The 20384-nt window shown below is 73.8% G+C and carries 14 protein-coding genes and 1 pseudogene; 8 read left to right on the top strand and 7 right to left on the bottom strand.

Translation table 11 applies throughout. The features are described from left to right. Positions 1-9: 9 nt before the first annotated feature. Together H4F70_RS15805 and H4F70_RS15800 are read right to left on the bottom strand one after the other, a co-directional pair. Entirely contained in the window at positions 10-1257 is a 1248-nt protein-coding gene (locus H4F70_RS15805) for an Rv3212 family protein (RefSeq protein WP_182357870.1), read from the bottom strand. Between the two features lie 9 nt (positions 1258-1266). After that, positions 1267-2871 (bottom strand): DEAD/DEAH box helicase, encoded by a 1605-nt coding sequence (locus H4F70_RS15800; protein ID WP_235681152.1) that lies wholly within the window; start codon positions 2869-2871, stop codon positions 1267-1269. Positions 2872-3357: 486 nt separating this feature from the next. Between H4F70_RS15800 and H4F70_RS15795 the strand changes: the two genes are divergently transcribed. Together H4F70_RS15795 and H4F70_RS15790 are read left to right on the top strand one after the other, a co-directional pair. After that, positions 3358-4089, top strand: a complete 732-nt coding sequence (locus H4F70_RS15795; protein ID WP_235681151.1) for a ferritin-like fold-containing protein — start codon at positions 3358-3360, stop codon at positions 4087-4089. Positions 4090-4197: 108 nt separating this feature from the next. After that, entirely contained in the window at positions 4198-4422 is a 225-nt protein-coding gene (locus tag H4F70_RS15790; RefSeq protein WP_182346678.1) for a DUF3107 domain-containing protein, read from the top strand. 63 nt (positions 4423-4485) lie between these two features. On the opposite strand, the gene H4F70_RS15785 is transcribed toward H4F70_RS15790, so the two are convergent. Continuing rightward, entirely contained in the window at positions 4486-5154 is a 669-nt protein-coding gene (locus H4F70_RS15785; RefSeq protein WP_235681150.1) for an HTH-type transcriptional activator FasR, read from the bottom strand. 164 nt (positions 5155-5318) lie between these two features. Between H4F70_RS15785 and H4F70_RS15780 the strand changes: the two genes are divergently transcribed. The 3 genes from H4F70_RS15780 (at position 5319) to H4F70_RS15770 (ending at position 8595) form a co-directional block, all read left to right on the top strand. Continuing rightward, the gene (locus H4F70_RS15780; protein ID WP_372497582.1) at positions 5319-6422 is read left to right on the top strand and encodes a DUF3152 domain-containing protein; all 1104 of its coding nucleotides are present in this window, start codon (positions 5319-5321) and stop codon (positions 6420-6422) included. A 5-nt stretch (positions 6423-6427) separates the two neighbouring features. Next, positions 6428-7621: a molybdopterin-synthase adenylyltransferase MoeB gene (gene moeB, locus H4F70_RS15775; protein ID WP_182360455.1), complete on the top strand. Its 1194-nt coding sequence runs from the start codon at positions 6428-6430 to the stop codon at positions 7619-7621. Between the two features lie 185 nt (positions 7622-7806). Continuing rightward, positions 7807-8595, top strand: coding sequence for a TIGR02569 family protein (locus H4F70_RS15770; RefSeq protein ID WP_235681582.1), 789 nt, complete (start codon positions 7807-7809; stop codon positions 8593-8595). Between the two features lie 42 nt (positions 8596-8637). Here the strand turns inward: H4F70_RS15770 and H4F70_RS15765 are convergent, their stop codons facing one another. Together H4F70_RS15765 and H4F70_RS15760 are read right to left on the bottom strand one after the other, a co-directional pair. Beyond that, positions 8638-9807: a MinD/ParA family ATP-binding protein gene (locus H4F70_RS15765; protein ID WP_308316798.1), complete on the bottom strand. Its 1170-nt coding sequence runs from the start codon at positions 9805-9807 to the stop codon at positions 8638-8640. 118 nt (positions 9808-9925) lie between these two features. Further along, positions 9926-10603, bottom strand: coding sequence for a FadR/GntR family transcriptional regulator (locus H4F70_RS15760; RefSeq protein ID WP_182357865.1), 678 nt, complete (start codon positions 10601-10603; stop codon positions 9926-9928). Between the two features lie 167 nt (positions 10604-10770). Between H4F70_RS15760 and H4F70_RS15755 the strand changes: the two genes are divergently transcribed. Then, entirely contained in the window at positions 10771-12093 is a 1323-nt protein-coding gene (locus H4F70_RS15755) for an MFS transporter (RefSeq protein WP_235681149.1), read from the top strand. 66 nt (positions 12094-12159) lie between these two features. On the opposite strand, the gene H4F70_RS15750 is transcribed toward H4F70_RS15755, so the two are convergent. Both H4F70_RS15750 and H4F70_RS15745 read right to left on the bottom strand, forming a co-directional pair. Further along, positions 12160-12456, bottom strand: coding sequence for an MGMT family protein (locus H4F70_RS15750; protein WP_182357864.1), 297 nt, complete (start codon positions 12454-12456; stop codon positions 12160-12162). A gap of 3 nt (positions 12457-12459) precedes the next feature. Next, a complete protein-coding gene (locus H4F70_RS15745) occupies positions 12460-13260 on the bottom strand; it encodes an alpha/beta fold hydrolase (protein ID WP_372497583.1) in 801 nt (266 codons plus the stop codon). Positions 13261-13488: 228 nt separating this feature from the next. On the opposite strand from H4F70_RS15745, the pseudogene H4F70_RS15740 reads away from it, so the two are divergent. Beyond that, positions 13489-16933, top strand: a pseudogene (locus H4F70_RS15740) (PD-(D/E)XK nuclease family protein). After that, a complete protein-coding gene (locus H4F70_RS15735; RefSeq protein ID WP_182357862.1) occupies positions 16930-20373 on the top strand; it encodes an ATP-dependent helicase in 3444 nt (1147 codons plus the stop codon). The pseudogene H4F70_RS15740 and the gene H4F70_RS15735 overlap by 4 nt, the downstream one beginning before the upstream one ends. Positions 20374-20384 lie beyond the last annotated feature (11 nt).

The following is a 20384-nucleotide window of genomic DNA, read 5'->3' as shown; positions in this document are numbered from 1 at the left end:
ACGTTCCCGTCACCCGCGCGGCGGCACGGGGGTGAGCGCGACGAGGGTCCCGCCGCGCTGTTCCAGCACGACGTCCCCGGCCGTGCCGGGGACCACCGGGCCGGCCGTTCCCGCGGCCCCGTCGGCGCTGCGGTCGACGGGGATCGTGCGCCGGACGGCGCCGTCCCAGGGGGCCGTCACGGCCAGGCCCTCGTGGGTGGGCACCAGCAGCGCCGAGGCCATGGAGGTGCCCGGCCCGAGCGTGTCCGGCATGCGCCAGCGGACGGCGAGGGTGCGCGCGTCGAGGGCCACCGTGGCCGTGCCGGTCCAGAAGGTGATGACCGGGCCGGACCGGGCACCCACCACGATGCGGTCGGCCGCGGTGCCGGGGGCGAGCGGGGTGAGGCTTTCGCGGGCGATGCTCGCGTCGTAGACCAGCAGCGCCGCGCCTGCGCCGTCGGGAGCGACGACGGCGGTGCGTTCCCCGGACACGGCCACCACGTGCGCGGTGGGCAGCGCGGCACCGTCGATGCCGAGCACCTGGGATCCGAGCACGTCGGGCTGGGAGGCGTCGTCGGGCGTGGCCGTCATGACCGTCAGCCGCACGCCCGCGTCGCCCGGGCAGCGTTCGAGCACCGCGATGCGGGTGCCGGACGCGGCGGCCGAGCCGATGGTGCACCCCGGGCGCGGGTCGTCCTCCGGGTGCACCGGCGCGTCGACGCGGCCGTACTCGACAGTGCGCACCAGATCGGAACGCCACGATTCGATGCGGGTCGTCCCCACGGCGGTCACCCGGTCCTCACCGGTGATCAGTCGCATCGTGTCGTCGAAGCTGCTGCTGCGCTGCGGGCCGCGGCGGCCCGAATCCGCGTCGATCGCGGTCACCTCACTGCAGCCGTTGCCGGTGCGGTACACGGCCACGGCGTGGCCGAACGCGGCCGTCGCCGCGCACAGCGGGACGCCGCGCTCATACGACCAGCGCGGCTCGCCGGTACGGAAGTCATGGCCGATCACCGCGGACCCGTCGGCGGTGATCACCGTTCCGCCGACCACGAGCGGGTGGTCTGCGGCGGAATCGGGGGCGCGCCAGATCTCGCCCAGGGCCGCCGGCGGGCCGGTGACCGCAGACGGGACAGGGGCCGGGTCGGCGGCGGGGACCGCATCGGTGGCGCGCGACGGGCTCGTCCACCACACGATCAGCGCCGCGATGACGATCGCGGCGCCGATCAGTGCGGTGGCGGCATAGTCGACGCGGGTGCGTCGCTCGGGCCGTGGCACGGGGCGGGGTCAGTCCGCGGTGGCGGTACTGCCCTGCGGGGCGCTGCCGCCCGCCGCGCCGGCGCCCGATGCGCCACCCCGGCGGCGCCGCCGGCGGCGCCGCGCCGGGCCTCCGGAGGACGGGCCGGTGCCGGCCTTGCCGTCCGCGGGCGCGTCGGCGGGGCCGCCGTCGGCCGTGCGCTGCGATGCCCCCGCGCCGTCGCCGGCCGGTTGCGCACCGCGGGTGCGGCGGCGCGACGAACGGTTGCGCTGCGCCGCGGCCTTGCCGTCGGCGCGGCGCCGCGTCGCGCCGGAGCCGGACTCGGAACGCGCGTCGCCGTTGCGGGACCCGCGCGGGCCGCCGGAGGCGCGCGTGGCGGGGCCCACCTTGCCGGTGACGTCGGTGGGGATGTCGAGGTCGACGAAGAGATGCTCGGAGCTCGAGTAGGTTTCCACCGGGTCCGCGATGTCCAGGCCCAGCGCCTTGTCGATGAGCTGCCAACGGGGCACGTCGTCCCAGTCGACGAGGGTCACCGCGATGCCGGTGCGGCCCGCGCGGCCCGTGCGGCCGATGCGGTGCACGTAGGTCTTCTCGTCGTCCGGGCACTGGTAGTTGATGACGTGCGTGACGTCGTCGATGTCGATGCCGCGGGCGGCCACGTCGGTGGCGACCAGCACGTCCACCTCGCCGGAGCGGAAGCCCTTGAGCGACTTCTCACGGGCCACCTGGCCCAGGTCGCCGTGCACCGCGCCCACCTTGAACCCGCGTTCGGCCAGCTCGTCGGCGACCTTCTGCGCGGTGCGCTTGGTGCGGGTGAAGATCATCGTCGCGCCGCGACCACGGGCCTGCAGGATGCGCGAGAGCATCTCCACCTTGTCCAGCGCGTGCGCGCGGAACACGTGCTGGACGGTGCGCTCGTGCACCGCCGACGAATCCGGCTCCTCCGCGCGGATGTGCGTGGGCTTGGTCAGGAACGTGCGCGCCAGGGTGATGATGGGTCCCGGCATCGTCGCGGAGAACAGCATCGTCTGGCGCTGGTCCGGCACCATGCCGAGGATCCGCTCGATATCGGGCAGGAAGCCCAGGTCCAGCATCTCGTCGGCCTCGTCGAGCACGAGAACGGAGACCTTGCCCAGGATGAGGTGGCCCTGGTTGGCCAGGTCGAGGAGCCGGCCGGGGGTGCCCACGACGACGTCGATGCCGGACTGCAGCGCCGCGATCTGGTCCTCGTAGGGGCGGCCGCCGTAGATCGACGTCACGCGGGCGCCCAAGTGCACCGCGGCCTCCTGGAGGTCCTTGGTGACCTGCACACACAGCTCCCGCGTCGGCACGATCACCAGGGCGCGGGGGGTGCCGTCCAGGGGACGCTCGGCGTCGTCGGCGGAAATGCGGTGCAGCAGCGGGACGCCGAAGCCGTAGGTCTTGCCCATGCCCGTGCGCGCCTGGCCGATCAGGTCGTCGCCGGCCAGTGCCAGCGGCAGCGTCAGCTCCTGGATCGCGAAGGTGCGCTCGATGCCGGCGTCGGCGAGGCCGCGGACGATCTCGTCGCGGACGCCGAGCTCGGCGAAGGTGGGGGCGGGGGAGTCGGGGGTGTGGTTGAGGGACACGGGGCTGACGTCCGGGCTCGGAGTCACGCCGGTGTCGATGGTCTGCTTGCTCAGGGTATTGCCTTCCGTGCGGTCGTCGCGCGCACGCAGACGGTGGGCTGCTGGGCCGCGGCCCCGCCCACCTGCGGTGGGGGCCTGCGGCCGCCGTGCCCCCCGACGCAGCCCGTGCGGGCGGCGTGCACGGGGCACCGGATCCCAATGCGGGGCAGTCGCCGTCGAACTGGTGACAGGCCTGCCGATCGGTGCGCGCACATTGCCGGCCCGGCGGTCCGCGGTGGACGCTCCCATTCCAGGCGCTCTGCCTGCTGTGGACACTGCCTGCACGGCCGCGGCGTGCAGTGTCCGCGCCGGCTGCGCCCGCGGGAAGACCCGCCGTGCACCGGCGGAACGCCTGCCGCCTGTCGGCAGCCGGAGATCCGGGCCGCGTCGGCATCCACGCCGACGCGGCCCCATCCTACCGGTCGACGGCGGCGTACGGGGGCACCGGACTGCATCGGCGCTATTGTGCAGTGCATGACGAACCCCGAAACCGTCTCCCCGGACGCCGTAGGTCCGGACTCCGCAGGCTCCGCCGACACCGCCGGCGCGGCGCGGCGGGTGAGCGCAGACCATCCGGGCGTCGACGAGCTGTTCGGCCTTCTCGCGTACGGGCAGCTGTCGGCCTTCTACCGACTCACCGCCGACGCGGCCGCGATGGCGCCCACCGTGCGCGGCAAGGTGGCGATGGCAGGCCTGGCGGCCACCGACCACGAGCATTTCGAGCTGCTGCGGGGGGCGCTCGCCGACCGCGGACGCGACATCTTCGACGCGATGGCGCCGTACGAGCAGACGATCGAGCAGTTCCACGCGTCGACCATGCCCAGTTCGTGGCTCGAATCCCTCGTCAAGGCCTACATCGGCGACGGACTGGCCTCGGACTTCCACCGGGAGATCGTCGCCGCGCTGCCGGAGGAGATCCGCAGCGTGGTCTCGGAGGCGCTCGAGGAGACGGCGCGCTCCGAGTTCGTCGTGGCCGAGGTGCGCGCCGCCATCGACAAGACCCCGCAGGTGCGGTCGCGGTTGGCGCTGTGGGCGCGCCGGCTCCTCGGCGAGGCCGTCACGCAGGCGCAGTACGTGGCTCTGCAGAGCGAGGCGCTGAGCGAACTGGTGATCGCGGCCGCCGGCGACATCAACCATCTGGCCGAGTTGTTCGACCGGATCCAGGACAAGCATGCGCAGCGGATGGAATCCCTGGGCCTCGGATAGTGTTCCGGGTGTCGTGGGGCCGCGCCCCGCGGCACGGCAGAGTGATCCGCTGCACGACGGAGTGATCCGCGGTTCACGACGACTGGGATCGAGACTGGGAGGAAGACCGTGGAGGTCAAGATCGGTGTGTCCGACAACCCGCGTGAACTGGTGATCGCCAGCGCACAGACCCCGGAAGAGGTGGAGAAGCTGGTCTCCGCGGCGCTGTCCGGCGGCGAGGGAGTGCTGAGCCTGGAGGACGAGAAGGGCCGCCGGTTCGTCGTGCCCGCCGCCCGGATCGCGTACGTCGAGATCGGCATCAAGGACTCGCGTCCCGTCGGCTTTCTCAAGTAGGCGGCGGCCGGGCGGCCGGCCGGCCAGGCCCCGCCCGCCGCCGACGGCGTGCGGTCCGGCCGCTCAGTCCTCGCGGCGCCCCTGCATGGGCACGTGCGCCAGCCCGCCCCAGGCCAGCGCGGCCGTGGTGGACACGGCGTCCTCCTTGGTGATGGGGCGGTCGGCCTCGAGCCAGTACCGCGCGCTCACCTGGGAGGCGCCCACCAGGCCCACCGCGAGCATCCGCGCGCGGTACGGGTCCAGCCCGGAATCCTGGCTGACCGTGTCGAACACCGCGTCCACGCACGCGTCGACGCCGTTCTCCACCCGGCTCTGCACCTGCGGATCGCCCATCAGGTCCGACTCGAACACCAGCCGGTACCCCTGGGTGTCGTTGTCGACGAAGTCGAAGAACGCCTCCACCGCGGCGTGCACGCGCTTGCGGTTGTCCGTGGTGGAGCGCAACGCCTGGCGCACGCCGTGCACCATCTGGTCGATGTGCCTGGTCAGCACGGCCATGTAGAGGTCGAGCTTGCTGGGGAAGTGCTGGTAGAGGACCGGTTTGCTCACGCCCGCGGTCTCGGCGATCTCGTCCATCCCCGCCGAGTGGTAGCCGCGGACCACGAAGACCGTGCTGGCTGATTCCATCAGCTGCAGCCGGCGCTCGTTGCGCGGCATGCGGGCGGCCTTCTTCGAGGTCTGGCGCGCGGCGTCCGTGGAACCCTCCGGCGCCCCGCGGGCGGTATCAGTCATTGCTCTCCAGGTCATCGGGGTCTTCCAGGAACCCGGTCGTGCGCGGTCCGCAGGCCGGTGGGCGTGAATCGGAGAATCAGACTACTCGGTCGGCGGGCGCGCCCGGCGGTGCGCATCGGCGGTGTACCTCGTGTCCAGGTCGGGAAGTATGAGATTCTGGTGTTGTGACATATCGGGACGACGACGCGCACCGGTCCCGCCGTCCGGCGGCGGACGGCGACGGACGCATCGCCGGGGCCGTGCGCGACCGCGGACCCGAACCGCGCTACACCGAAGGCCAGCGGGTGCGCGACTCCGCCGACGAGCAGGGCGGATTCTCGTTTCCCTCGTGGAATCAGCCGCTGCGCGCACGGTGGGACCCCACTTTCGGCCCGCAGCGTCCGCGCGCCCGGCGCAGCGAACGCGAGGGGATCCGGCGCCAGACCCGGCTGGGGCGGTTCGTCTCCCAATACGGCTGGCGCGCCTACGCCATCCCCGTCCTCGTGGTGGTGACCGTGTTCGTCGTCATCGAGGCCTTCCGGGGCGGCGGCACCTCGAGCGCCGATGCGCCCAGCCTGGGCACGCGGTTCTCGGACGTCAACGGCATCGTCGGCGCGCCCGTCGCCGACGGCCGCTTCGACCCGTCGGTGCCCTCGGCGGCGCTGCCCGACGGCGGACCGTTCACCGTGCACGGCGCCGGCACGTTCCACATCGTCCCCGGAACCACGGGGCAGGTGGGCCAGGGCACCCAGCACGTGTACACCTACACCGTCGACGTCGAGGACGGCGTCGACACCACCGGCTACGGCGGGGACCAGGCATTCGCCAGCATGGTCGACCACACGCTGGCGAACCCCAAGAGCTGGATCAACGATCCCACCGTCGCGTTCCGGCGGGTCGACACCCCGGACGCCGACTTCCACGTCGCCCTGACCTCGCAGATGACGGTGCGGCAGAGCTGCGGCTACGACATCCCGGTGGAGACGTCGTGCTACAACGCCGACCTCAAGCGCGTGGTGCTCAACGAGCCGCGCTGGGTGCGGGGAGCGGTGGCCTTCCAGGGGGACATCGGCTCGTACCGGCAGTACATGGTGAACCACGAGATCGGCCACGCCATCGGATACGCGCAGCATCAGCCGTGCCAGAGCGACGGGGGGCTCGCGCCGATCATGATGCAGCAGACCTTCGGCGTCGCGAACGACGACATCGCCAAGCTCGACCCCGACGGCGTCGTCCCCAAAAACGGCATGACGTGCCACGCGAACCCGTGGCCGTTCCCGCGGTCATGAGCGCCATGGCCGCCGGCGCGGAGCCGCTGCCGCCGCTCGTCGGCGTCGGTCCGGAGCTCAGCGAACGCGACCGGGCGCGGTTCCACCGGCACACGATCCTTCCCCAACTGGGCGTGGACGGCCAGCGTCGCCTGCGCAACGCGCGCGTCCTCGTCATCGGGGCGGGCGGGCTGGGCGCGCCGACGCTGATGTACTTGACCGCGGCGGGCGTCGGCACGATCGGCGTCGTCGACTTCGATGTGGTCGAGGAGTCGAATCTGCACCGCCAGGTCATCCACGGGGAGGCCGACGTGGGCCGCCGCAAGGTGGACAGCGCGCGGGACTCGATGCGGGCGATCGACTCTGCAGTGCACGTGCGCCTGCACCCCGAGCAGCTGGACAACGGCAACGCGGTGGAACTGTTCGGGCAGTACGACCTGATCCTCGACGGCACCGACAACTTCGCCACCCGCTACCTGGTCAACGACGCGGCGGTGCTGGCGGGCCGCCCGTACGTGTGGGGATCGATCTTCCGCTTCTCCGGCCAGGTGTCGGTGTTCTGGGACCGCGCGCCGGACGGCCGCGGGGTGAACTACCGGGACCTCTACCCCGAGCCGCCCGCGCCGGGCAAGGTGCCCTCGTGCGCGGAGGGCGGGGTGCTCGGAGTGCTGTGCGCGGCCGTCGGCTCGGTCATGGCCACCGAGGCGGTCAAGCTCATCACCGGCATCGGCCGCCCGTTGCTGGGCCGGCTGCTGATCTACGACGCGCTGGAGATGAGCCACCGCACCATCGGCATCCGTAAGGATCCGGCCGCGCCGCCGGTCACGGGGCTCGTCGACTACGAGCGGCTGTGCGGCGCGCCCGCGGTGCCGGACGTTCCCGAGACCTCGGCGCGAGAGCTTGCGGCGGAACTCGACGCCGTCGCCGGGGGCGAGGGCGGGCACGTGGAGCTGATCGACGTGCGGGAGCCGGATGAATGGGCGATCGCGCGGATTCCGGGCGCCCGGCTGGTGCCGTTGGGCGGTTTCGCCGCGGGAGCCGAGGACCCGCTGGCGGACGTCCCGGCGGACCGGCGTGTGGTCGTGTATTGCAAGTCCGGCGGCCGTTCGGCGCAGGCGGCGGCGTGGTTGCGCGAGCGCGGTCATCGCGACGTGTGCAGCCTCGCCGGCGGGATCGACGACTGGGCGCGCACCGTCGATACGGGTATGCCGCGGTACTGACGGGCGCTGTCCGCCCGCGCCGCCGGGACCGCGATAGGAGCCGGATGCCGTCGGCGTCCGCCGACACGGCCGGGCGACTACCGGCACGGCCGCGCCTGCTCGACGGTAGGTTACGGGTTGTGAGCTCTCCAGACCTTCCTCCGGAACACGTCCGGTCCACGTTCGGCCTGCGCGGCCGGGAGCTGATGCCGTTGGGCGACGGGACGGGCGCGTGGCGCGTGGGCGAGGCGGTGCTCTCGCCGGTGGCCGACCATGCGCGGGCGGCATGGTCGGCGAGCGTGCGCGAGACCCTCGACGTGGACGGCGTGCGGTTGGCCCGTCCGGTGCGTTCGAGCGACGGGCGGTATGTGGTGTCCGGCTGGCGCGCGGACACGTTCATCACCGGCGAGCCCGAGGCCCGGTACGACGAGGTGGTGTCGCTGTCCGTACGGTTGCACGCCGCCACGTCGTCCCTGTCGCGTCCGCGGTTCCTGGCGCAGCAGCCGGCCCCGCCGTACAGCGACGCGGACATCTTCGCCCTCGCGGACCGGGCCGCGTGGGAGAGCGTGCCGTTCGCCGGCGTCCGCGGCCTGGACGCGATCGTCGCGGCGGGCCCGGACGGCGACCGCAGCAGCGCGCTCGTGCAACAGTTGGCGTCCCTGCGCAAGCCCGTGGACATTCCGGACCAGGTGGTGCACGGCGACCTGTTCAGCACCGTGCTGTTCGCCGGCGCGGCCGCGCCGGGCATCCGCGACATCGTGCCGTATTGGCGTCCCGCGCCGTGGGCCGCCGCGGTGATCGTCGTGGACGCGATCTCCTGGGGTGGCGCCGACGACGGGCTCATCGAACGCTGGGGGGTGCTTCCGGAGTGGCCGCAGATGCTGTTGCGGGCCATGATCTTCCGGCTCGCGGTGCACGCCTTGCACGACAGGGCCACCGCCGGCGTGCTTCCAGGGCTGGAGCGAACCGCGGACCTCGTGCGGCTCCTCGTATAGGGGCGGGGCGCGCAGGCGGGCCCGCGGCGGGTGGGGGCACAGCTATCGGCGCGGCAGCGAGAACCCCTCCGCCACCACGGCGGCGAGCTCGAGGAACGCCCTACGGGTGCCCCTGCCGAGCAGGTCCAGGTCCACCTCCGAGCCCTCGGCCAGGTGCGGGTCGAACGGGATCGTATGGACGACGCGGCACCGCCCGGCGAACAGCTCCTGCAGCTGCGGCAGCTTCACCGCGCTCGTACCGCGCCCGGCCGAGTTGATGACGACCACGCACCCCTCCACCAGGTCGCCGCGATCGTGGTGCTCGAGCCAGTCGAGCGTCGCCAGCGCGCTGCGGGCGCCGTCGATGGCGGGTGAGGTGACGAGCACCAATGCGTCCGCGGTGTCGAGGACGCCCGCCATCGCGGAGTGCATGAGGCCCGTGCCGCAGTCGGTGAGCACGATGTTGTAGTACGACTGGAGGATCCGCAGCACCGACCGGTAGTTCTGCTCGCTGAAGGCCTCGGAGACCGCCGGATCCTTCTCGGACGCGATCACCTCGAGCCGGCTGCGCGCCTGGGACGTGTGCGCGCGCACGTCGGAGTAGCGGCGGATCCGGGGGTCCTCGAGCAGGCCCCGCGCGGTGGACGACGTCTGCGAACGGACGCGCTGGCCCAGGGTGCCCAGGTCGGGGTTCGCATCGACGGCGATGACCCTGTCGCCGCGCACCGAGGCGAACGTGGAGCCCAGGCCGATGGTGGTCGTCGTCTTGCCGACCCCGCCCTTGAGCGAGAGCACCGCGATGCGGTAGTCGCCGCGGATCGGCTGGTCGATGCGCGCCACGAGTTCGCGATGGGCGGCCTCGGCACGCGATTCGCCCGGGTTGATCAGCCTGCCGGAGGCCACGTGCACGGCCCGGCGCCAGCCGCCGGACGGGGGACGCTTGGAACGCTGGAGCAGGTCGAGATCGGACAATTCCCGATGCGCCGCCGCGCGTGGCCGCGCCGGCGGTCCGGGCCGCGTCCCGCCGTCCGCCGGCGGTGCCGTCTGATGCGGCGTGTCCGCGGCGACGGGCGCCTGTGCGTGTGCGGGGGCCTGGGCGGGCGGGGGAGCCTGGGCGGAGGACACGGCGGGACCGGCCGCCGGGGGTTCCGCTTGCGCGCCGCCCGCCAGCCACGGCGGACCCGCGGGTGCGGTGCCGGCGTTCTGCGCGTCCGAATACCCGAAGTCGTGCACGGTGAATCCCCCCGTATGGCGTTCCCCCGGCCGCCGCGGCGGCGGCCTCCCCCTGAATTCCGCGACCACGCTAGCACCCGGCACCGCCGGGGGAACGGTCGCCATCGGCGCCCGGTGGTCATCCGGCTCCGGCGTCGCGGGCGAGCAAGGCGGACAGGAAGCCGTGCAGTGTCGCGGCGGCGCGCGCGGAGTCCCCGTCGTCGATGGCGTCGACCAGCGCCCGGTGCTCGCGCAGGTAGACGGTCCCCGAGTGGGCGAGCTCGGCGAGCATCTCCTCGGTCATCGTGGGGACCACTCCCTCGTACACCTGCAGATAGGTCGCGTTGTGGGCGGCGACGACCACTGCGCGGTGCAGCGCCGCGTCCGCGCGTGCGGCCGCGTCGAGGTCGCCGTCCCGGTGGTGCTGGTCCATCCGGGCGAGCAGCCGGCGCATGTCCGCGATGTCGTCCGCGCTGCGGCGCTGCGCGGCGAGCGTCGCGGCGGTCACCTCCAGCGCCTGCCGCAGTTCCAGCAGTTCCCGCCGCCGGGCGGGGTCGATCTCCCGGCGCAGCACGGCGGTGACCGACGAGTCCGCCAGCACGAACGTGCCGGAGCCCTGGCGACGGTCGAGCAGCCCCGCGTGCACCAGCGAGCGCACGGCCTCGCGGACCGTGTTGCGCCCCGCACCGGTGATCCGGGACAGCTCCGCCTCGGTGGGGATCCGCGAGCCCACCGGCCACCGGCCCTGGTGGATCTCCCCGCGCAGCATCTCCGTCACCTGATCGACCAGTCCCCGGCCCCGCGTGATCGACTGCACGACCCGTTCCCTCCGTCCCGGTGGGCGGTGCGCCCACTCCGTCACCGCGGCGCTGCGTCACCGCACCCGCTTCGTCACCGCACCCGTTTCCTCCGATACATCCCATCATCCTATGATTTGTCGGAGCAATCGGCGGACGGCCACGATGACGGCGGGAGAAGGCGACGGTGGGTGTGATGGGAATCGGCGGCGGCGTGCGGACAGGCCCGGGCGGACCGGCGGGCGGTCTGAGCGGCTTCTTCGCGGGCAGGCTCATCGCATTCCTCGCGCTGACGTTGTCGGCGCTGGTGTTGCGCACCGCGGTCACCTCCATCACCCCGTTGCTGGACAGGATCGGCGATGAGGTCGGCTTCGGCTCGGCGGTGGCCGGGGTGTTCGGCATGGTCCCCACGGCGATGTTCGCGCTGTTCGGCCTGCTCACGCCGCTGTTCATCGGCAGGATGGGGCTGGAACGCGTGGCGGTCGTCGCCATGGCCCTGTCCGGTGCCGGGCTTCTGATCCGGGCGCTCGTCGACGACACCGCTCTGCTGCTCGTGTTCTCCGGCGTCGCCCTGGCAGGCATGGGCATCGGCAACGTGGTGATCCCACCGCTGGTGAAGCGCTACTTCTCGGACCGTGTCGCGGTCATGAGCGCCGTGTACATCACCTGCGTGCAGTTGGGGACGGCGGTGCCGCCGCTGGTGGCCGTCCCGGTGGCGGACGCGTACGGATGGCGGTGGTCGCTGGGCATGTGGGCGCTGGTGGCCGCGGCCGCGCTGCTGCCGACGCTCGCCCTGCTGCGCTCGCGCAAGGCCGCCGACGCCGCGCAACGGGCGGTGTCGAGCGTGGCGCCGGACGAATCCGGATCGGGCTCCGGTGCGGAGACGCCGGTGATCGTCGAGAGCGCGGTCGACGAGTCCGCGGGGCGGCGCGGGTCGCTGGTGCGCACCACCTTGGCGTGGGGCCTGGCGGGCATGTTCGGCATGACTTCGCTGATCACCTATTCGCTGTTCACCTGGCTGCCGCGGATCTTCTCCGATGCGGGCGCCGACGAGGCGTTCGGCGGTGCGATGGTGGCGCTGTTCTCGGCGATGGGGCTGATCGCCGCGCTCGCCGGGCCCACCGTCTGCGCGCGCATGTACAACCCGTTCCCGATCGTCCTCGGCTGCGCCCTCGTGTACATCGTCGGCTTCGGCGGGTTGTACCTCGCACCCATGGGGGCGCCGATCCTGTGGGTGGTGCTGCTGGGGCTCGGGCCGAGCACGTTCCCGATGTCGTTGACGCTGATCAACCTGCGCACGCGCACACAGTCCGGTGCCTCGAGGATGTCGGGCTTCAGCCAGGGGATCGGCTACACGGCGGCGTGCCTGGGACCCTTGCTGTTCGGTGCGCTGCGGGACGTGACCGGCGGGTGGGCGTGGCCGTTCGCGTTCATGCTCGTGTCGATGTGCGTGATGGTCGTCGGCGCGTACTTCGCATGCAAGCCCCGCTACCTCGAGGACCTGTGGTGAACGGCGCGCGCCTTCAGGGGACGCCGCCCTGCGTCGCAGGAACAGATCCGCGTATGGCGGGACCGGTCAGGGTTCGTGGAACGCGCTCCGCATGTCCACGCGGCCGTCGATGAGGGGGACGCCCTCTTGCGCCAACAGCGGCAGCTGGCGCAAGCGCATGGCGGGGGCGGGGCGTCCGTCCGCGCGGATCACCCGCTGCCAGGGCAGTCCGCCGCCGTCCACGCGCAGGATCCAGGCGACGGTGCGCGGCGTCGACAGCCCCGCGGCCGCGGCGATCGCACCGTAGGTGCAGACCTTCCCGCGCGGTATCGCGGCGATGAGCTCGCGCACCCGTTCCACCTGTTCCTCGGTGGTGACGGCCACGGTTCAGGACTCCGAATCCATAGTGCGGCGCACCAGCTTCGCGACGAGCTCGGGATGCGACTGGGACACCATGTGCTCGCAGTCGACGGAGTGCACCGTGAGCAGTCCGCCCAGCTCCGCGCTCCAGCGGTCCACCACGTCGTCGGCCAAGAAGGGCGGTTGCACCCGGGTGGCGCGGACGAGTTCCGTGGGCACGGCCGGCGGGGTCACTGCCGGCAACGCCATCTCGGCCCAGGCGGCGACCATCGCCGGAGCGCTGACGCGCCACGTCACGCCGCCGAACGGCGAAGCGACCAGGTGCTCGGCGATGTCCGCGTCGAGCACCGCGGGGGCGACATCGGCCCAGCCGCCGTGCAGTTTGTCGGCGCGCGCCTCGGCGGCATCCGGATAGTCGGGCGAGTGCAGGTAGGCGTCGGCGATGTCGCGCGCCCTCTCCGGTGCGAGCCCTATCGCCGGGTCGAGCAGCACCAGGGCGCGCACGGCCGCCGGATGCGCGCATGCCAATCGCACGGCGATGTTCGCGCCGTAGGAGTGTCCGACGACGACGAGGGGCTCCGCGTCCTCCTCACGCAGCGCCGCGGCCAGGTCCCGGACCTGCGCGTCGACGGTCCAGGGGGGAGCCCATGGGGAGCGGCCGTGCCCGCGCAGATCCGGCGCCAGGACGGTGAGATCGGGCAGCCACGTGCGCGCCAGGTTCTCCCAGCGCTTGCCGTGTCCGGTGAGCCCGTGCAGCGCGAGCAGGTCGGGGGAGCGTCGCCGCGCGTCGTCCGGCGGACCGAACCGGTGCATATGCAGGGAGCTCACGGCGCCGATTGTGTCACCCGCGCGCGAGGCGGAGGGCATCGCGGTGCCGCGTGGCTGTCGGTGGTCTGTGCTGTGATGGTGCGTGGTGGTCGAGGGCGTTCCGGACGGACGGCAGTGCTGTTGGGCAGCAGTGCTGGTGGACGGCAGTGCTGCTGGGTGGTACGGCAGGGCGGACCGCCCAACAGGGGGCGGTGGAGCGATGACGAGTGAGCGGAGGTGGCCGGCGGCATGGCAGTGAGTGGAACGGACGTCGCCGCGCCGCGCCCGCGGGCGCGGTTGGTGCGTGCGGTGCGGGATGCGCCCATCCCGCGGGTGTGGGATGAGGACGCCGCGTCATTGCTGGCGGACGCCGGGGCGACGGCACGAGGCGGCGCCGGGGCGGCGGCCCGGCCTGCGGTGCAGGTCCTCGGCGGTCCCGGGACGGGAAGACCGCGCTGCTGGTGGACGCCGCGGTGGCCCGGCTGGCGGCGGGCGCGGATCCGGAGAGCGTGCTGGTGCTGACGCAGTCCGCGCGTGCGGCGGCGGCGATGCGCGCGGAGATCACCCGACGGCTGTTCGCCGGACGGCCGGACACCGCGTCGCGCGCCACGCGGGAACCGATGGTGCGGACCGTCCACTCGTTTGCGTTCGGTGTGTTGCGCTTGCACGCGTCGGCCCACGGCAATCCGCCCCCGCAGCTCATCACCGGCGCCGAGAAGGACGCGGTGATCCGCGAGCTGCTGCGCGGCGACGCGGAGGACCTCGCAGCGGGCGGGGCGGCCGCCCGCCGGGCGTGGCCGCGGCGCCTGCAGCCGGCGCTCGGCCTTGTCGGATTCGCCCGCGAACTCCGCGACGTCATGCTGCGCGCGGCGGAGCGCGGGTACGGCCCCGAGGACCTGGTGCGGCTCGGCAAGGAGCACCGGCGCGCGGACTGGCAGGCTGTCGGCAGGTTCGCGGCCCGGTACGAACAATCCATGCTGCTGCGTTCATCGGTGGGCATGGAGGCCCCGCAGGCGAGCGCGCCCGCGCTCGACGCCGCCGAGCTCGTCAGCGCGGCCCTGGAGGCGTTCGCCCTCGATCCGGAACTGCTCGCCGCCGAGCGCGACCGCGTGCGGTGTCTGCTGGTCGACGACGCGCACCACCTGGACCCGCAGGCCGCTGCGCTGGTGCGGCTGGTCGCCGCGGGCGCAGGGATGTCGGTGGTGGCGGGCGACGGCGACCAGCAGGCCTTCCGCTTCCGCGGCGCGGATGCGGCCTACCTCGATACGGTCGCGGCTGCGGGCAGCCCGCAGCGGATCGTCCTCACCACGTGCCACCGTTCCGGGAGCGCCCTGGTGGATCTCGGCGCGCGCGTGGCGGCGCGCCTCCCCGGCGCCGCCCCCCAGCGCGGGCCCTCCGCCGCCTCCGGCGCGGAGGCGGGCGCGGCGGCGGTCCGCGTCCTCACCACCCCGTCCCACGAGGCGGCGCTGATCGCCGACGCGCTGCGGCGGGCGCACCTGGGGGACGGCGTGCCGTGGTCGGAGATGGCGGTGATCGTGCGGTCGGTGCCGGCGTCGTCGGCGGTGCTGCGACGCGCGCTCGCCGCGGCGGGGGTTCCGGTGGCCACCGCGTCGAACGAGCTGCCGCTCGCCCGCCAGCGTGGTGCGTCCTCCCTGCTGATCGCGCTGCGCGCCGTCACCGCGTCCGGCGGTGGGGGCAGCGGGGCCGGCGGTTTCACCGCGGACGACGCGCTGGCCCTGGTCTCCGGGCCCGTCGGCGGCGCCGACCCGGTGGCGTTGCGGCGGCTGCGGCGGGGCATCCGCAGGGCCGAGCTGGACTCGGGCCGTGACCGCGACTCGGTCGAGGTCATCCGCGCGACGCTCGCCGCCGGCGATGATGGCGGTGACGGCGCCGGTGGTGTTTCTGCGGAATCGCTCCGGGGACTCAGCGAAGTCGAGTCCGCGCCGCTGCGACGGGTACGCGATGTCCTCGACGCCGGGCGTGCTGCGCTGCGCGCCGGTGGCGGCGTCGAGGAGGTGCTGTGGGCTCTGTGGCAGACCAGCGGGCTGGAGGGCCGATGGGTGGCGGACTCCGCCCGCGGCGGGCCGGCCGGCGTGCAGGCGGACCGCGACCTGGACGCGGTCGTCGCGCTCTTCGACGCCGCCTCGGACTTCGTCGACGGACTGCCCGCGGCGCATCCGTCGGGTTTCGTCCGGTACATCGAGGACCAAGAGCTGCCCGGGCAGGTGCGCACCGCGGCTGCGGCGCCGACCGATGCGGTGTCGCTGCTCAGCGCGCACTCCGCGGTGGGGCGTGAATGGGATGTCGTCGCCGTGGCGGCCGTGCAGGAGGGACTGTGGCCCAATCTGCGGGCTCGGGGAACCCTCCTCGGCGCCGAGGACCTCGTCGACGTCATGGACGGCCGGACCGCGCACCCCGATTCCGACGAGCCGCGCCTGCACATCTCCCGCACCGCGGAGCTCCTCGCCGACGAGCGGCGGCTGTTCCTGGTGGCGTGCACGCGCGCCCGGCGTCGGCTGCTGGTGACGGCCGTGGACTCGGAGGGCGGCGAGGAACTCGTCCCCTCACGCTTCCTCGAGGGGCTCGCCGCACCGCCGGCCGCAGGCGCGGCGGGCACGGCGGCAGGGGACGGTGCCTCCGGGCCGGAGGGCGCGCCCGCCGCGGACTCGATCCCCGCGGCCGAACCCGGCGCACGCAGGGTGCTGGCGCCGGGCCCGCTGGTGGGCGAGCTGCGTGCCGTGGTCTCCGCGCCCGTCGGCTCCGACCCCGCCGCGCAGGAGCGCCGGCGCCGCGCGCCGCCCGCCAACTCGCCCGCCTCGCGCGGGCGGGCGTGCCGGGCGCGCACCCGCGCCAGTGGTACGGGTTGGCCGCCGTCAGCACCGGCGCGCCGCTGTGGGGAGCGGACGACGCAGCGGTGGCGCTGTCGCCGTCCAACGTCGAGACCTTGCGCAACTGCAGCCTGCGCTGGTTCCTCGAGCGCAACGGCGGCGACGACGGCGCACAGATCTCCGCGGTCGCCGGCACGTTGGTGCACACCCTGGTCCAGGCGGTGGCCGCCGATGTGCCGGAGGACGAGGTCGCCCGCCAGATGGACGCCGCCTGGCAGCAGGTGGACCTGGGCTCGCAATGGTATTCGCGCCACGAACTCGAGCGGCACCGCGGCATGCTCGCAGGGTTCCGCGGATGGCTGCGGGCCACCCGCACCGAGCTGACCGAATCTGGCGTGGAGGTCGCCGTGGACGTGGTGCTGGAGGCGCCGGAAGGGTCCGGCCTGCCGGGGGTGCGCCTGCGGGGCCGGATCGACCGGCTCGAACGCGACCCGGACGGCCGCTTCGTCGTCGTCGACGTCAAGACGGCGCGTCATCCCGTCACGAAGAACGAGGCCGCAGACCACGCGCAGCTCGCCGCCTACCAGGTGGCGCTCGCAGCCGGCGCCGTCGACGGCGAGTGCGGGCAACCGGGCGGCGGGCGGCTCGTGTTCGTCGCGAAGTCGGACAAGGACGGCGTCGCCGTGGAACGGGTCCAGGCCCCGCTCGACGATGCGGGGATCGAGCAATGGCGCGACGTCATCCACGAGGCGGCGGAGACCACGCGGGGCCCGGGGTTCACCGCCCAGGTGAACGACACCTGCCGGCACTGCGCGGTGAAGACCAGCTGCCCGGCGCAGCCCGACGGAAGGCAGGTGACCGAATGACCGCGTCGCAGGACGCGCGGGTCGGCGCGGCCGAGATCGCAGAGGCGCTCGGCCAGTTCCCGCCCACCGACGAGCAGGCGGCGGTGATCGAGTCGCCTCTCGAGCCGGTGCTCGTCGTGGCCGGCGCGGGTGCAGGCAAGACCGAGACGATGGCGGCACGCGTGGTGTGGCTGGTGGCCAACGGGCTCGTCGAGCCGTCGCAGGTGCTGGGGCTCACCTTCACACGCAAGGCCGCCGGTCAGCTGACCGACCGCATCCGCCGCAGGCTGGCGCGGCTCGCCGGGTCGGCGCTGCTGCGCAGCGTCGACCCGGGCGGAGGGATCCGGGACAGGCTCCGCTCCGCGGAACCGGAGGTGAGCACCTACCACTCGTACGCCGGTCGGCTGCTGGGGGAGTACGGCCTGCTGCTGCCGATGGAGCCGTCGGTGCGGATGCTCGGCGAAACCGAGCTCTGGCAGATCGCCCACCGGGTGGTCAGCACGTGGGACGGCGACATCGACACGGATTCGAGCCCGGCCACGATCACCGAACAGGTGCTCAAACTGGCCAATCAGCTCGGCGAGCATCTGGTGGATCCGGCGGACGTCGACCGGTCGCACGTGGAGCTCGAACACCTCGTGTTCACGCTGCCACCCGGGCCGCGGCAGCGCGAGGAGCCGTCGCAGAAGCTCACCGCCCCACTGGGAGTGCAGGAGCGCAGGGTCGCGCTCCTGCCTCTGGTGCGCCGGCTCGCCGAAGAACTCCGGGCGCAGGGCGCCCTCGACCCGGGGTCGCAGATGTCGCTGGCGGCCAGGCTCGCGTCCTCCCATCCCGAGGTGGGCGCGGCCGAACGCGCACGCTTCCGCGCCGCGATGCTCGACGAGTACCAGGACACCGGGCACTCGCAGCGGGTCCTGCTGTCCTCGCTGTTCGGCGGCGGGCGCACGGGCCCGGACGGCGACCACGACGGCGGCCACGACGGCGGCGGTGCCGGTGGCAACGGCGACGCCGCGGTCGCCCTCACCTCGGTCGGCGACCCGATGCAGTCGATCTACGGGTGGCGGGGCGCGTCGGCGGCGAACCTGCCGTACTTCACCACCGACTTCCCCACCGGTGCGCGCCCGGCCCGCATCCTCGAGCTGCTCACCAGCTGGCGCAACCCGGCCGAGGCCCTCACGCTGGCCAACGCGGTCGCCGCCCCGCTGCGCGATCGGGGCGTGCCGGTGAGCGAGCTGCGTCCCCGCCCGGACGTCCCGCCGGGCGACCTGCGCGCGGCACTGCTGCCGGACGTCGAAGCGGAGCGCGAATGGCTGGCCGAGCACATCGCCGCCCGCTTCGATGCGGCGCGCGCGGCCGGCGAGTCGCCGCCCACCACGGCGGTGCTCGTGCGCCGCAACGCGGACTCCACCGCCATCGCCGATGCCCTGCGCGAACGCGGCGTGCCTGTGGAGGTGGTGGGCGTCGGGGGACTGCTGCAGCAGCCCGAGGTCCGCGACGTCGTCGACACGCTCCGCCTCGTGGCCGACCCGCTCGCCGGCACCGCCGCGATGCGTGTGCTCACCGGGCCGCGCATCCGGCTCGGTGCGGCCGACCTGGCGGCGTTGGCGCGTCGCGTGCGCGAGCTGGGCCGGCACGGGCGGCCCGGATCGCAGGGGGTGCTCAGCGATGAGGACGAGCTGCACGACGCGCTGGCCGCCGCGCTTCCCGGCGACGAGGGGGATGCGGCCGGGCTCGGCGACGCCATCGCGGATCCCGGCCCGGCCGAGCGGTATTCGCCGGAGGGGCACCGCAGGATCACGGTACTGGCACGACGGCTCGCGTCGCTGCGCAAGCGCATCGGTCAGCCGCTCACCGAGCTGGCCGCGGAGGTGGAGCGGTCGCTGGACATCGGGATCGAGGTGGCCGCGCGCAGCGGCACCGCGGGCCGCGAGCAGCTCGACGCGTTCGCGATGGTCGTCGCCGAGTACGCCGCCGACCCGCACGCGACGCTCACCGGGTTGCTCGGATACCTTTCCGCCGCGGAATCGGTGGAGAAGGGGCTCACCCCGGGCGAGGTCGAACTGGACCCGCACCGGGTGCAGATCCTCACGGTGCACGCGTCGAAGGGGCTCGAATGGCAGGTCGTGGCGGTCCCGCACCTGGCGAGCGGTGTCTTCCCGGCCGACAGGGGCACGTCCACGTGGTTGGGCGATGTCACGGAGCTGCCGCCGCAGCTGCGCGGCGACCGGGCCGCCGAGGACGGCGGCGAAGGCGTCCCGGTGCTGGACCTCGACGGGTGCGCCACCCGCAAGGATCTCGAGAACGCGCTCGACGCGCACAAGAAGGCGCTGGCCCGGCGCCGGCTGGACGAGGAGCGCCGGCTATTCTACGTCGCTGTCACGCGCACGGAGCACACCCTGCTGCTCTCCGGCCACCACTGGCCCGAGACGGGCAAGGCCAAGGGCCCCTCGGACTTCCTCACGGAGGCGCGCGACATCCTCGCATCGGGCGCCGGCACCGTCGAACAGTGGTCGCCGGAGCCCGAGGAGACCGAGAACCCCCTGGCCGCGCAGCCGCGGACGGCGCAGTGGCCTGTGGACCCGCTTGCGGGCCGGCGGGGCGATGTCGAAGAGGGCGCGCGGATGGTCCTCGACGAGCTGGACGCCGCCGAGCACGCTCCGGACGACGCCGCAAACGGGGGGGTGCAGGAGAGTGCGGAACCCGACGATCCGGACGGGTGGGCGGGCGACGTCGATCTGCTTCTGGCCGAGCGCGCGGCCGCCGCCGACCGTGCGCTCGACGTCCCGCTGCCCGCGCGCCTGTCCGTCAGCCAGATGGTGCAGCTGCGCGCCGATCCCGACGTGCTGGCGGAGCGGCTCCGCCGTCCCGTGCCGTACAAGCCGAATCCTCTTGCGCGCCGCGGCACCGCGTTCCACGCGTGGGTGGAGCGGCGATTCGGTGCCACCCGGTTGCTCGACCTCGACGAGCTGCCCGGCGCGGCGGACACGGGCGCCGAGCCGGGGGCGGACCTGCAGGCCCTGCAGGAGGCGTTCCTCGCCTCCCCGTGGGCGGTGCGCAGCCCGGTGGAGGTGGAGGTGCCGTTCGAGACGGTCATCGGCGGGGTGCTCCTGCGCGGCCGCATCGACGCGGTCTTCCGCGACGACGACGGCGGATGGACGGTGATCGACTGGAAGACCGGCGCACCGCCCACCCCCGCGGAACAGCCCGCCGTCGCGATCCAGCTCGCCGTGTACCGGCTGGCCTGGGCCGAGCTCATGACCCCCGCGACCGGGAGCGGCCCCGGCGGCGCGGCGGCGGCCCCGGCGCTCGACCGTGTCCGGGCCGCATTCCATTACGTGCGCAGCGGCCGCACGGTGGCGCCCCCGGACCTGCCCGGCGCCGACGAATTGGCCGCATTGCTGGCGGCGGCCCCCGCATCCGCGGACGGCGCGGGGCCCGTCGCCTTCACGGAACGGGGCTGACGCATCGTGAC

The organism is Tomitella gaofuii (assembly GCF_014126825.1).
GTDB classification, from domain to species: Bacteria; Actinomycetota; Actinomycetes; order Mycobacteriales; family Mycobacteriaceae; genus Tomitella; species Tomitella gaofuii.
This window is presented reverse-complemented; position numbering and strand designations above follow the sequence as displayed.

Coding starts and splice junctions, on each gene's coding strand:
- H4F70_RS15735 (WP_182357862.1), top strand. CDS start 16,930: ATGACCGCGTCGCAGGACGCGCGGGTCGGCGCGGCCGAGATCGCAGAG.
- H4F70_RS15795 (WP_235681151.1), top strand. CDS start 3,358: ATGACGAACCCCGAAACCGTCTCCCCGGACGCCGTAGGTCCGGACTCC.
- H4F70_RS15785 (WP_235681150.1), bottom strand. CDS start 5,154: ATGACTGATACCGCCCGCGGGGCGCCGGAGGGTTCCACGGACGCCGCG.
- moeB (WP_182360455.1), top strand. CDS start 6,428: ATGGCCGCCGGCGCGGAGCCGCTGCCGCCGCTCGTCGGCGTCGGTCCG.
- H4F70_RS15770 (WP_235681582.1), top strand. CDS start 7,807: ATGCCGTTGGGCGACGGGACGGGCGCGTGGCGCGTGGGCGAGGCGGTG.